This is a genomic window from Kitasatospora sp. NPDC001261 (assembly GCF_042896795.1).
Classification (GTDB): Bacteria; Actinomycetota; Actinomycetes; order Streptomycetales; family Streptomycetaceae; genus Kitasatospora.
Genome location: NZ_JBIAXP010000022.1, coordinates 20,852 through 32,601, shown reverse-complemented (window position 1 = coordinate 32,601; position 11,750 = coordinate 20,852). Strand labels below are relative to the sequence as shown.

Annotated in this window: 13 protein-coding genes, 1 pseudogene and 1 riboswitch; of the genes and pseudogenes, 5 read left to right on the top strand and 9 right to left on the bottom strand. The window is 72.3% G+C overall.

The annotated features are described in order from the left end of the window. Nucleotides 1–178 precede the first annotated feature (178 nt). Together ACFY4B_RS27805 and ACFY4B_RS27800 are read left to right on the top strand one after the other, a co-directional pair. The gene (locus ACFY4B_RS27805; protein WP_159028589.1) at nucleotides 179–1,312 is read left to right on the top strand and encodes a hypothetical protein; all 1,134 of its coding nucleotides are present in this window, start codon (nucleotides 179–181) and stop codon (nucleotides 1,310–1,312) included. Nucleotides 1,313–1,386: 74 nt separating this feature from the next. Further along, nucleotides 1,387–1,528: riboswitch (SAM riboswitch) on the top strand. Between the two features lie 202 nt (nucleotides 1,529–1,730). Next, the gene (locus tag ACFY4B_RS27800) at nucleotides 1,731–2,444 is read left to right on the top strand and encodes an IclR family transcriptional regulator (RefSeq protein ID WP_049657219.1); all 714 of its coding nucleotides are present in this window, start codon (nucleotides 1,731–1,733) and stop codon (nucleotides 2,442–2,444) included. A gap of 197 nt (nucleotides 2,445–2,641) precedes the next feature. Here ACFY4B_RS27800 and ACFY4B_RS27795 read toward each other — a convergent pair whose 3' ends face one another. Together ACFY4B_RS27795 and ACFY4B_RS27790 are read right to left on the bottom strand one after the other, a co-directional pair. After that, nucleotides 2,642–3,895 carry a threonine/serine exporter family protein gene (locus ACFY4B_RS27795; RefSeq protein WP_380779684.1) on the bottom strand — a complete coding sequence of 418 codons (1,254 nt, stop codon included), beginning with the start codon at nucleotides 3,893–3,895 and terminating at the stop codon, nucleotides 2,642–2,644. Nucleotides 3,896–3,989: 94 nt separating this feature from the next. Beyond that, nucleotides 3,990–4,970, bottom strand: coding sequence for an NADP-dependent oxidoreductase (locus tag ACFY4B_RS27790; protein WP_387972399.1), 981 nt, complete (start codon nucleotides 4,968–4,970; stop codon nucleotides 3,990–3,992). A 79-nt stretch (nucleotides 4,971–5,049) separates the two neighbouring features. On the opposite strand from ACFY4B_RS27790, the gene ACFY4B_RS27785 reads away from it, so the two are divergent. Then, nucleotides 5,050–6,057 (top strand): GlxA family transcriptional regulator, encoded by a 1,008-nt coding sequence (locus ACFY4B_RS27785; protein WP_387972582.1) that lies wholly within the window; start codon nucleotides 5,050–5,052, stop codon nucleotides 6,055–6,057. 50 nt (nucleotides 6,058–6,107) lie between these two features. Here the strand turns inward: ACFY4B_RS27785 and ACFY4B_RS27780 are convergent. Beyond that, a pseudogene (locus ACFY4B_RS27780) lies at nucleotides 6,108–6,398 on the bottom strand (SMI1/KNR4 family protein); the annotation flags it as partial. 259 nt (nucleotides 6,399–6,657) lie between these two features. Here ACFY4B_RS27780 and ACFY4B_RS27775 point away from each other — a divergent pair. Together ACFY4B_RS27775 and ACFY4B_RS27770 are read left to right on the top strand one after the other, a co-directional pair. After that, entirely contained in the window at nucleotides 6,658–7,056 is a 399-nt protein-coding gene (locus tag ACFY4B_RS27775) for a hypothetical protein (RefSeq protein ID WP_143204771.1), read from the top strand. A gap of 41 nt (nucleotides 7,057–7,097) precedes the next feature. Then, a complete protein-coding gene (locus ACFY4B_RS27770) occupies nucleotides 7,098–7,313 on the top strand; it encodes a hypothetical protein (protein ID WP_074006460.1) in 216 nt (71 codons plus the stop codon). 60 nt (nucleotides 7,314–7,373) lie between these two features. Here the strand turns inward: ACFY4B_RS27770 and ACFY4B_RS27765 are convergent, their stop codons facing one another. From ACFY4B_RS27765 to ACFY4B_RS27740, 6 genes are all read right to left on the bottom strand, one after another. After that, a complete protein-coding gene (locus ACFY4B_RS27765; RefSeq protein ID WP_387972396.1) occupies nucleotides 7,374–7,919 on the bottom strand; it encodes a hypothetical protein in 546 nt (181 codons plus the stop codon). Nucleotides 7,920–7,951: 32 nt separating this feature from the next. Beyond that, nucleotides 7,952–8,092, bottom strand: coding sequence for a hypothetical protein (locus ACFY4B_RS27760; RefSeq protein WP_158077807.1), 141 nt, complete (start codon nucleotides 8,090–8,092; stop codon nucleotides 7,952–7,954). Nucleotides 8,093–8,128: 36 nt separating this feature from the next. Next, nucleotides 8,129–8,650, bottom strand: a complete 522-nt coding sequence (locus tag ACFY4B_RS27755) for a DUF6434 domain-containing protein (RefSeq protein WP_387972393.1) — start codon at nucleotides 8,648–8,650, stop codon at nucleotides 8,129–8,131. A 341-nt stretch (nucleotides 8,651–8,991) separates the two neighbouring features. Beyond that, nucleotides 8,992–9,462: a DIP1984 family protein gene (locus tag ACFY4B_RS27750; RefSeq protein WP_387972392.1), complete on the bottom strand. Its 471-nt coding sequence runs from the start codon at nucleotides 9,460–9,462 to the stop codon at nucleotides 8,992–8,994. 468 nt (nucleotides 9,463–9,930) lie between these two features. Then, complete coding sequence (locus ACFY4B_RS27745; protein WP_387972389.1) at nucleotides 9,931–10,611, bottom strand: GNAT family N-acetyltransferase; 681 nt, start codon at nucleotides 10,609–10,611, stop codon at nucleotides 9,931–9,933. A gap of 168 nt (nucleotides 10,612–10,779) precedes the next feature. Then, nucleotides 10,780–11,697 carry an NAD(P)H-binding protein gene (locus ACFY4B_RS27740; protein ID WP_387972386.1) on the bottom strand — a complete coding sequence of 306 codons (918 nt, stop codon included), beginning with the start codon at nucleotides 11,695–11,697 and terminating at the stop codon, nucleotides 10,780–10,782. Nucleotides 11,698–11,750 lie beyond the last annotated feature (53 nt).

The following is an 11,750-nucleotide window of genomic DNA, read 5'->3' as shown; positions in this document are numbered from 1 at the left end:
GATGTGGCGCCCGCAGTCGGCCCGGCCCCTCACCGCCGGACCCGCCACGTCCCCGGTCGCCCGGCCGCCGACCGGCGACCCCCACGGCTCTCGGAGGCGGACGCCCATGAACACGGACCGGAACAGCGACCTGAGCACCGGCCGGAAAGCGGATCCGCACGCGGAACCGAGTACGGCGTTGAGCACGGACCTGAGCACCGACCGGGCCACGGACCGGCAGGGCGGCCTGGACACCGACCTGCTCCACCGCCTGCTCGACGTCGACCCGGCCTGCGGACCCGTCGAACTGCTCCACCGCGCCCGGGGCGAGCGCCACCTCCCGTACCTGGTGCTCGCCGCGCTCGCCCGGGAGGACGTCCGGATGGGCGCGCACGCCCGGGACGAGCTGCGGCGCGCCCGCGACCGGGTCGAGTGTTACGCCCGGGTCGCCCGCGACCTCGCCGACGCCACCGGGGTCCGCCCGATCCGCGACCTGCCGCTGGCCGGCTACTACCCGCCCGACCTGCCCCGGCCGCTGGCCGAGCTCAGCCTCGTCAGCCCCACCGAGGCCTCGCTCTGGCAGGCCGTCAACCGGCTGGTCACCGACCACCCGGTGGAGTCCGTGGAGGTCACCCTGCTCGGCGAGCGCCCCCGGCACACCGCCGTCACCCTGCGCTGGCCGGCCGGGGACCCGCTGCTCGACCCGTGGTACCAGGTGCGGGTCGCGACCGCCGCGCTCCCCGGCGACCTCGCCACCGTCCCGGTCCGCCCCTACCTGGCCGCCGACGACCACGTCGAATGCCTGATCGCCCTCGCCGAGGAAGGGCTCGGGCGCACCTTCCTCGCGGGCGACGTGATCGACGTGGCCCGGCTCGCCGGGCAGCCCTTCGAGCCCGTCGAGACCGCCGCGGTGGTCGCCGCCTACCGGCTCGCCCCGGAGGCCGCCGCCCTCCTCGACCTCGCCGCCGAGCACGTGCCGCTCGGCGCCCTGCGGGACGTCCGCACCGTCCTGGAGGCCGAGGTCGCCCCCGAACTCCGCCGCCGGACCTCTGCCGGCACCCCGCCGTGCCACGGCACCTCGCCGCGCCACGGCACGCTGCTGCGCCGCACCGTCATCCGGCACCAGTGGGACGAGGCGCTGCTGCTCCCGGCCGGCGACGCCACCCTGCTGCTCACCCCGGTCGCCGACTACCTGCTCGGCCCCGAGGGCACCCGGCCCACGGACCGCGAGCGCACCGCCGCCCTCGCCGCCCTCCACGCCTGGGACGCGACCCTCCCCGGCAGCCCGGACGGGGCCCCGTGCACCGGCCTGTCGGGGCCGCGCCACCGCTGAGCCGGCCCCGCGGGGCGTGGTCGAGGGCGGGGGGACTTGCCGACCCGCCCCGGATGTCTTGTATCGTTCCTGGCGAATCATCCAGAGGGGTGGAGGGACCGGCCCTACGAAGCCCCGGCAACTCCCCGTTCGACCCGGCGTCCGAAGTACGCGCCGTGTTGGCGGGGGCAGTGCCAACTCCGGCCTGTCGCCACTGTGGCGCGGGAAAGATGAGGAGACACGGTGCTCTCTGTGCTGTCCTTCGCCCGGGCGCTTCCCGCCCCGGTCCTTTCGCGTACCCGTCTCGTGCCCGGCGCAGGCAATCGGCCGACTTCTCCGGCCTGTCCTCGCTGACCACACCCCCCGGCTCCCCGCCAGGAGCCGCCGTGAGCAGCGCGGACCCGCTGCTCCCGGGCCTTGAGACTGGAGTACCCATCCCATGGAGAACACGAGCGGCGTCGGCGTGCTCGACAAGGTCACCTCGATCCTCGGCACCCTGGAGGCCGGGCCCGCCACCCTGGGCGGCCTCGTCGCCGCCACCGGCATGGCGCGGCCCACCGCCCACCGGCTGGCCGTCGCACTCGAACACCACCGCCTGGTCAGCCGGGACGTCCAGGGCCGGTTCATGCTCGGCCCCCGCCTCGGCGAGCTCTCGGCGGCCGCCGGCGAGGACCGGCTGCTGGCCGCGGCCGGCTCGGTCCTCGCCCAGCTCCGGGACGCCACCGGCGAGAGCGCCCAGCTCTACCGGCGGCAGGGCGAGGTCCGGATCTGCGTGGCCGCCGCCGAGCGGCTCACCGGCCTGCGCGACACCGTTCCGGTGGGGGTCACCCTCCCCATGAAGGTCGGCTCCGCCGCCCAGATCCTGCTCGCCTGGGAGGAGCCCGAGCGCCTCCACCGCGGCCTGCAGGGGGCCCGCTTCACCGCCACCGCGCTGAGCGGCGTGCGGCGCCGCGGCTGGGCCCAGTCGGTCGGCGAGCGCGAGGTCGGGGTCGCCTCCGTGGCCGCGCCCGTCCGCGGCCAGTCCAACCGGGTGGTGGCCGCCGTCACGGTCTCCGGGCCGATCGAACGGCTCAGCCGCCACCCCGGTGCCCAGCTCTCCCAGGCCGTCGTCGAGGCGGCCCACCGGCTCACCGAGGCCCTGCGCCAGCCCTGACGGGGGCTCCGAGGCTCTCGGATTCCGAGGTTCCGGGGTTCCCTGGTCACGGGTTCCGAACCTCGGGTTCCGAACCTCGGGTTCCGAGACTCCGGGCTCCGGGGCGCACCTCCGCGCGCCCCGGGGCCCGGTTCCGGCCCGTACCGGTCCCGGGTCCGGCTTGGCTCGGGCCCGGCTCAGGCCTGGTTCCGACCGGCTCAGGCCCGGTGCGGCAGGCCGGTGAGGCTGGGGCGGGGGATCCGGCTGATCACCGCGCCGATCAGTGTGCCGATCGACACCCCGAAGACCGCCGAGACGGCCGCCAGCAGCGACTGCGCCCCGTTGCCGACCTCGATCTGCGCGGTGTTCAGCAGACCGAAGGAGCCCGGCACGACGATCCAGAACGCCGGGAGGTAGAGCACCTGCCAGAGCGGACCGCCCGGCAGCCAGTGCACCAGGGTGGCCGCGACCGCGGCGGCCACGGCACCGGCCAGGCCGCCGATCGCCGCGCCGTGCACCGACCCCACCGCCACCTGGGCGGTGACGCTCACCGCGATCACCGCGACGATCCACGGGATGGCCGAGGGCGGGGTGTGGACGTTGACCACCACCCCGGCCACCGCGATCGCCAGCCCCAGCGCGATCACCCACCAGCTCGGCTTGGCCACCTGCACGTTGGCCAGCGCGGTGGACGGCATGCCGATCGCGGTGGCGGCCGCGGCCACCCCGGCGAGGAACAGCGTCAGCTGCACGGCGCCGGAGACCAGCCGGGCGGTGCCCGCGTTGGCGGCGCCGGCGGCGATCTCGGACAGCCCGGTGACCAGCAGTCCGCCCGGCAGCAGGATCGCCAGGGTGGCCACGATCGTCCGCAGCGGCCCGTCCAGCAGCGAGGCCCGCGCGAGCGCCAGGACCAGCAGCGCGACGAGGAAGCCGGCCGTGACGGGCAGCAGCGGCCGCAGGTGCGGCCGCCGCCGGGCGAGCACGGTCAGGCCCACCACGATCAGCGAGCCGAGCCCGGCGGCCAGCACGTTCGCCGCCACCGGCTGCAGGAAGATGCAGACCCCGACCCCGACCGGCAGCGCCCCGAAGTCCGCCACCCACGCGGGCCAGCGGGCGGGCGCCCGCCGGATCCGGTCCAGCTCGGCGCGCGCCCGCGGCCCGTCGAGTCCGCCCGCCCGCAGCCGGTGCACCAGGTCGAGGACGTCGGCGGTCTGCTCGAACCGCAGGGTGCCGCCGAGCGGCTGGAACCTGGTGGCGCCGTCCGGGTGCAGGGCCACGAACAGCCCGTTGGTCAGCGCGGCGACCTGGACCTCCGGGGCGCCCAACGCCCGCCCCAGTCCACGGAGTTCGTCCTCGACCTCATGGACGGGCAGGCCGCCGCCCAGCAGGGCTTCGCCCAGGTCGAGCAGGAGACGGCAGAGCGGGTCGGGCGGGGCGTCGGTGTCCCGGACCGATGGAGACTTGCTAGGCATGGCAGGTATCGTCCCACCCTGCCCGATTCGGTCTGAATCTGCCCCGGTCTGTTCGCTTCCCGAGCGCTGGTCGCTCCCGGGGCCTGGGTGACCGCTACGGGCGGACGGTGAGGACCAGCTTGCCCGTGACCCGGCCGGTCTCGCCCTCGGCGTGGGCCTTCGCGGCCTCCGCGAGCGGGTAGGTGGCGGAGACGTGCGGGCGCAGCTGCCCGGCTTCGACGAGAGCGGCGATCGCGGCCATGCCCGCCCGGTCGTGCTCGACCAGCAGGGCCTTCGCCGTCACGCCCAGCTCGGCGGCGCGCTCGGCCACCTCGTCGAGGCCCTGGGGCAGGATCGACACCAGGACGCCGCCGGGCCGGAGGGTCTCCAGGGAGCGCAGCCGGTCGTCGCCGCCGAGCGGGTCGAGGACCACGTCGATGTCGCGGGCCTCCGCCACGAAGTCGGCCGTGCGGTAGTCGATGACCTCGTCCGCGCCCAGGCCCCGGACGAAATCGTGCTTGGCGGCGGACGCCGTACCGATGACGTACGCGCCGCGCGCCTTGGCGATCTGCACGGCGACGTGCCCGACGCCGCCGGCCGCCGCGTGCACCAGGACCCGCTGCCCCGGCCGCAGCCCCGCCGTGTCGACGAGCGCCTGCCAGGCGGTGAGCGCCACCAGCGGGAGCGCCCCGGCCTCGACGTGGCTCAGTACGGCGGGCTTGGGCACGAAGGCCCGGGCGGGGCCGGCGACGTACTCGGCGTGCGCGCCGGCGCCGTACGGGTAGGGCAGCATGCCGAACACCTCGTCGCCCGGGGCGAAGAGCGAGACGCCGACGCCGACCGCCTCGACGGTGCCGGAGACGTCCCAGCCGAGCGTGAACGGCGGCTGCCCGAGGAAGTAGCCGCAGTCGCGGTGCTTCCAGTCGGTGGGGTTGACCCCGGCGGCGTGGACGGCGACGAGGACCTGGCCGACGCCGGGCACGGGCCGCTCGACCTCGGCCTCGTGGAGGACGTCCGGGGTGCCGAGGGCGGTCTGGGTGATGGCTCGCATCGTGTTCGTGCTCATCGTGTTCGTGCTCATGGAGTTCGTGGTCATGGATCCAGCCTGCGGCCGCGCCCCTGGCCAGCGAAATGGCAAGATTGCCAAAGACCGATAGGATCGTGCCATGCCTGCGATGGAACCCTGTGGTCCTCTCGGTTCTGGCGGCCCCGGCGCCCGGCCGCCGCACCGAGTCGTCGTCCTCGCCCTCGACGGCGTCTACCCCTTCGAGCTCGGCATCCCCAACCGGGTCTTCCCCGGGGTGCCGGGCGCGTACGAGGTGGTGACGTGCGCGGCGACGGAGGACCGGACGGTCGCGACCAGCGCCGACTTCACCATCACCGTCGGGCACGGGCCCGAGGCCCTGGAGAGCGCCGACACCGTCGTCATCCCGCCGTACGCCCTGCACCGCGCCACCGCCGACCTGCCGGAGCCCGAGCGCGCGGCCCTCGCCCGGATCCGCCCCGGCACCCGCATCGTCTCCATCTGCACCGGCGCCTTCGCGCTGGCCGCCGCCGGCCTCCTCGACGGACGCCCCGCCACCACCCACTGGGCCCTGGCACCGGCCTTCCGCCGGATGTACCCCCGGGTCGCCCTGGACGCCGACGTGCTCTTCGTCGACGACGGCGACATCCTCACCTCGGCGGGCGCCGCCTCCGGCCTCGACGTCTGCCTGCACCTGGTGCGCTCCGACCACGGCAGCGCCGTCGCCAACCAGGTCGCCCGCCAGTGCGTGGTCCCGCCCTGGCGCGAGGGCGGCCAGGCCCAGTACATCGAGCAGCCGGTGCCCCCGGAAGGCACCAACGGCACCGCCGCCACCCAGGCCTGGGCCCTCCAACACCTCGACCGCCCGCTCGCCCTCCGCGAGCTGGCCGCCCACGCCCGGATGAGCCCGCGCACCTTCGCCCGCCGCTTCCAGGACGAGACCGGCACCAGCCCGGGCCGCTGGCTGATCCAGCAACGCCTCCACCGCGCCCGTCACCTGCTGGAGACCAGCGACCTCCCCGTCGACCGCATCGCCACCGAGATCGGCTTCGCCACCGGCGCCTCCCTCCGCCAGCACCTCCACGCGGCGATCGGCGTCTCCCCCCAGACCTACCGCACCACCTTCCGCGGCCACCCCGGCCCCCCGACCCCACCCTGACCACAGCCCGACGTGGGAAGTCGGCAGGCCCGACTTCCCACGTCGAGTCGTCAGCCGCCGCCGAATCGACGAGCGAGGTGCCGGGGCGAGGTGAGCCCCGGAGCCCGGTTGTCCTGTCCGGCAGCCATGTGATCGAGCCACCGCTCATACCAGGCGAGAAAGTCCGGGGCCGAGGAGACGTTCGGACCCCAGAAGCCGTCTGCGTTGCCGACGACCACGCGCCCGGCGAGAGGGCCGGTCATGCCGACGAGGGCGAGATCGCTGCAGCCGCGTTCGATGACGTGTAGGAACAGGTCACCACGGCGGGTGGGACGGTAGGCCCGGCTGAATCCCCTGCCGCCCATGGTGGTGGGGATGCCGGGACGGCGCACCCCAGGTCGTCGACAAAGAGAACGGATGGGTCGGTTTCCACTACTACGTGGCGCTGAATCGGCTCTTGTACTGGCTCTGCCGGTCAACAGGGTCCCTCATCGGTCTCGCCCGACGAAGTCGTTGAGCGACAACGTGAGTACCTGTTTCTGATGGCACGCGAACGAGCCGAGGTGCGTGGTGGGCGACGGGGGCTGTCACTGCTGGTGTGGCAACGAGTACGTTGATGGGGTGGATGAACCGACGGTCCCGACAGCGGGTATGACGATCAGCGTTCGGACGCGCCAGGACGTGGTGATCGTTGATCCCGAGCGCTTCCTCGCCTCGGCCCGCCAGGCGTATCGCGAACTGTCTCCCGATGTCACCGAGGAGACCGCGTCCGAGATCGTCAACGATGTCCATGAAGCTGTGTTCGTCCTGCTGGAGCGGTTCGGCCACCTTGCAGCCGATGCGCCGAACACGTTCGCCGGCCTTCCCGGCCAACGGACTTTTGATCGTTCGGATGGTCTTTCGCCTGCGGGCGAACGCAGGCAGGTCGTGCTCGACGATCCGATGCCGTTGCAGGACTACGGCTGTTTCGGACCGGAGGACCCGTTCGTCCTTCCAGGGGATGCTATTGAGCGTCCGTAGGCACATGGAGATGTCGCCGTGCCCTCTGCGATGCTCGGCTCATGCGCGTGAGTTTCGACGGTGTCACCCCGGTGCCGCGGATGCTGCTGGTCAGCGAGTTCCTGCTCCGCCCCGACTTCCGGGTCGAACTGGACGGGTCGGTATTCGTCGCGGTCGGCGACCGAGTCTCGTACGAGGACGGCACCATTGCTGTGACGTGCCCGACCGGTCAGCGACGCAGGCATCCGGCCCGAAACAGCTACTGGATCTGCCGCTGATCGCAGCGATCGTCAACTGGCCCTCGCACCGTTGGCCGGTCTCCCCAAGGCCGTCATTGCCTATCGGAGCTCAGGCAGTGGTCCGGAGTTCTTTGGGTAGCAGCCCTCTTGAAGCCGGAAGAGGTACTTCCGGAGGTCCGCGCGGAGCCCTTCAGTGATGTAGGCGGCAAAGTCCCTCAGCCCCTCCGCGGCTTCCCTCTCGTCAGACCTGTCGCTGGATGACCATGTGGGCAGGAGGGACTCCAGGTACTCGGTGACCCGCCCACGGTCGAGCCACCAGTCCCGAACAGCCTCGGGTGTCCATCGGCTGTTGCCGTCGCAGGCATAGCCGCGGTACGGATCTTCCTGGGCTGCTGTCACCAGGTTCAGGACCTCGGCCGTGGTCGCCGGCTGGCGATACACATATTCACCGAAGTACTCGCCGCCGTAGAGTACATGACGTGGTGCGTGTAGCCGGCCCGTCCAACAGTTATCGGCGATCCCGGTATAGAAGGGGCCAGGAACGTTCAACCAGAGCCGGTCCTCCCAACGCCCACCGAAGGACGTCTCGGGCTCGCCTTCTGGAAGCGCCACTATCGGTTCCCAGCACAACTCTTCATAGGTCATCCGCGAAGCTTAGGATCCGATGGGAAGGATCTCTAGACGTTTGCGCTGCTTCGTCCGGTGTCGCGTCGGATGTCGGGCATGCCGAGGTGGACCGCGGACGGTTGTGCTGCCCGGTCGCGCATGGCCTCCAGCTTCTGCGCGGCGGCAGCCATGATGCTCTCGATGGCGGTCACCTCGTCGAGCCCTGCTCCCCGGCCTCTTGGGGCCGGTCACCCCGTGGCCGGGCTGCGGGGGCGGTTGCGGTGGGTGCGCCAGGCGGTGAGGGCTTCGGTGTGGGTGCAGGCCGGGTGGGAGGTGTGCCAGGTGCGGAGGAAGCGGTTGAGTTCGAACTGTGGGCCGATTTCCTGGGGTTGGGAGGCGGCCTGGCGGGTGGTGTGCCAGTGGGCAGTGGCGTCGGCCAGGGTGCGTCCGGCGGATTCGGCGATGAAGGTGCGCATGTGGGCGTCGAAGTGGAAGGCCGGGCCGAGCTCGCGGCGGAAGTACTCGCGCAGGACCTGGCTGCACCGCTGGCCCTCGGGGATGACGGTGGATCCGTCCACCGGTGCGGCGAGCTGGCGGTCGGCCTTGCGTGCGCGGGGTGGGGCGGCGGGTGGGGCGGCGCCGTCGAGTGCGGCTCGTAGCCGCTCGGTCAGTGCTGCCTTTCCGCCGCCGCGCGGCACGCCGAGTTCCCGGGCGAGCGTGGTCAGTTCGGCCAGCGTCCAGTACCAGCGGGCCAGTTCGTTCCCACTCAATGCCGTAGTCAGTTCCGGTCGAGTCTCAGTGCCCGTATACGAACTCATGCCTCCATGATAGGAGGGGTGGTGTACGTCCGATGGTCCACGGGGAAACCCGTGGCACGGTGTGGAAAGCCCCGAACCCGCCCTCGCCGCTTCGGATCTGCACATGGTGATGTGCTGTGTGATGTGCACTGTTACCTGTACGCGGTGCTGAGCTGCGCTGTTGGTGGGGAGTCGAACCCCGCGTTGCTCTTCACGCGCCAGGAGTGGGCCGGAGTACCGCCGGCTCTCGGTGTGTGCACGCCTCCGAAGCCGCTACCTGCTCCACATCGCGTCCCGTCATTCTGCCGGAGTGCTCAGTCCAGCAGGTCGACTTCCCAGTTGGTCCGCTGGATCCGCACGTCGACCTCGCGGATGTCCCGGGCGAGTGCGTCCGCCTGGGCGCGCAGGTCCGCGACCGGGAGTGCGGAGAGCATCATCAGCTCGGACCGGAGCTGCCGGCCGTATCCCCGTTCGCCGGTACCCGCCGCCGCGTCGGCCGCCGCGGTGACCACGGAGTGGCGCAGCCGCAGGACGTCCCGGCGCGCGAGGGCGTCGGTGAGCGTGCCGTCCGGTCCCATCTCCACGGTGGCGTTGGTCCGGTTGATCCGCCGGATCAACGTTTCCAGGGCGTCCAGCACTTCACCGATCTCGGCCAGCAGCTGGGCCGCGTCCTCGGCGGGGGTCTCCCCCTCCTGGTGCCGCGCGCTGCTGACGACGCGCGCCCGCAGCTGTTCTATTCGGCGCGTCGCCTCCGCGCGTTTTGCCAGTGCCTCGGCAAGCTTCACCGCCTGCACCTCCTTTCCGTGAGTTCGCACGAGTATAGGAGTGCGTGCCGGGGTATCCGCACCTGGTTTTTGACCGTTTGAAAGCCGTCGGGAATTCCTTCAATCCTGATGTCCGGCGGGTCCGGGTTCTACCGGGTCGATCTCGGAGCATGGGATGATGTCATCCATGACGTGCATTCGAAGGGGCCATGCCGCGTAGAACACCGGCTTCACTTCGGCCGCGCGCACGCGGCTGGGGGAGGGCCTGGGTGCGGTATCGCGATGTCCCGGGTCTTTCGGGGGCGGCCAACGCCGCCGTCCGTGTGCTTGAGCGGGAGCGGTTGGCTCCGGGCATGGTGTCAGTGGCGCTGAGCGTCTGGTCCGTGCGTGTCCACGGCACCGAGCGCCGGTGGAGGCGGTGGGAGGCCGAGTTCACCTGTCCGTGCTGTGGGTCGGGCTGGGCCCGGGACACGTTGCAGGAGGCTCTGTTCATGCTTCCGCCAAGGGCTGCGGGCGAACTCCGGGTTCAGCTGGATCGCCTGGACGTGGTGCTTCTCGGGCGGACGCATCATGAGCCGACGGCGGACGCCGAGTTGGCGTGGTGGCATCGCAGGTGCTGATGGGCCCGGGGCCTGGACCGTGGCGTTCGGGCAGGCTCTCACGGGACGTTCCTGCAATGTCGGGCGAGGGCGTCCGCGGCCGGTCCGCCCGTAGCAGCCGGCCTTCGCCGCCCGCGAATCCGACGCCTTGGAAGGAGGCGCCGAACTCCACCTGCTCGAAGCCGAGTTCCCGGTGCAGGTCGAGCGAGGCGCGGTTCCTGGCGGAGATGAAGCACCAGACCGCCGAGTCCCTTTCCCAGGCCCATTCCATCCGGCGTCGGGTCAGCAGCCTCGCCAGGCCCCGGCGCCGCCAGGCGGCATCCACCGTGACGCCGGTCAGGTAGTGGCCGGCCGGGGCGCCGTCCGCCGGGTGCGCGGGCAGGTAGGCCGCACTCGCGTACCCGACGGCTTCACCGGAGACCTTCGCGGTGACGACCAGGCTGCGCTCGCCATGGAGTGCCCGGTGGATGCGGTCCGCCCATTCGTCCGTCGAGCCGCCGCGTGCCCGGGCCTGCAGCCTGGCTAGCGCGGGTACGTCGTCCTCGGTGGCCTCCGCCACCACCGCGATCACGGGTGCGTGCCGTTCGGCCGGGGCGGGGGCGTAGGCGGCGAACCGCGGATCCGTCCCTGCCATGTCGTCCCTCCCGCCGGGCCGGTGCTGTCCTGGCCTGCCACGCTATGGCGGCCGACGCGGCCCCCGCCACCCGGCCGACGGCTCGGGCGATGACTCGGGCGAAGGTCAGGTCGACGGGGTCGGGCCCGGCCTGAACGCTTCGGCGTGGTCGGCGACCCACCGGGAGAACGGCCTCGGCGGTACTCCGAGGATGTCGGACACCGCGGAGGTGAGGTACGCGGGCCTTCCGATCGTCGCGCCCCAGGCGTTGAGCAGCATGTCGACGGCCGGGCGCGGTGCCTTTCCGTCCATCGCGCCGCGGAACTCGTCCGGTGACAGCTCCTCGAACCTGGTCGGGCGTCCGAGGACGTTCCCGATGATCTCCACCTGCGCCGCCTGGCTCAGGGACTCGGGGCCGGTGAGGACGTAGTCGCCGCCGGCGTGTCCGTCCTCGTAGAGGGTGCGTGCCGCGACGGCCGCGATGTCACGGTCGTCGACGGGGGCGGTCTCGGCGGCGCCGTACGGCCAGCGGACCACCTCGCCGGCGCGGATGGCGGGTGCCCACCAGGCCAGGGAGTTCGATGCGAACATCCCCGGCCGGATGATCGTCGATTCGAGGCCGGTGGCCGCGATGAGTCGCTCGATCTCGGCGTGGAGCACCGCCATGGGGTTCGGCTGCCGGAAGAAGGGGTGGGGTGTCTGGTGCGGTGAGGAGAGGAGGACGACGCGCTGCGCGTGGGCGGCCAGGCGCTCGACGACTGCCGCGGCGGTCGGCGGCGGTGCGGTCCAGAGGAGGAAGACGGCGCCGACGCCCCGCAGCGCCCCGTCGAGGGAGGCGGGCACGGTGAGATCGCCGGTGACGACGTCGACGCCGGGCGGCAGCGTGGCCGCCGCTTCGGGACGACGGGTGAGGGCGCGGACCGGCACGCCCGCGGTGAGGAGTTCGTCGACGACTCCGCGCCCGATCCGGCCGGTGGCCCCGGTGACGAGCACCGGCGGCATGGGGGTTCGTGCGGTGTTTCGTGTGCTGTTCGGCTGGGTCATTGCTCCAGGAAATCGTTACTCGGTTAAAAACGCAACCTGGTCACTAATGTTAT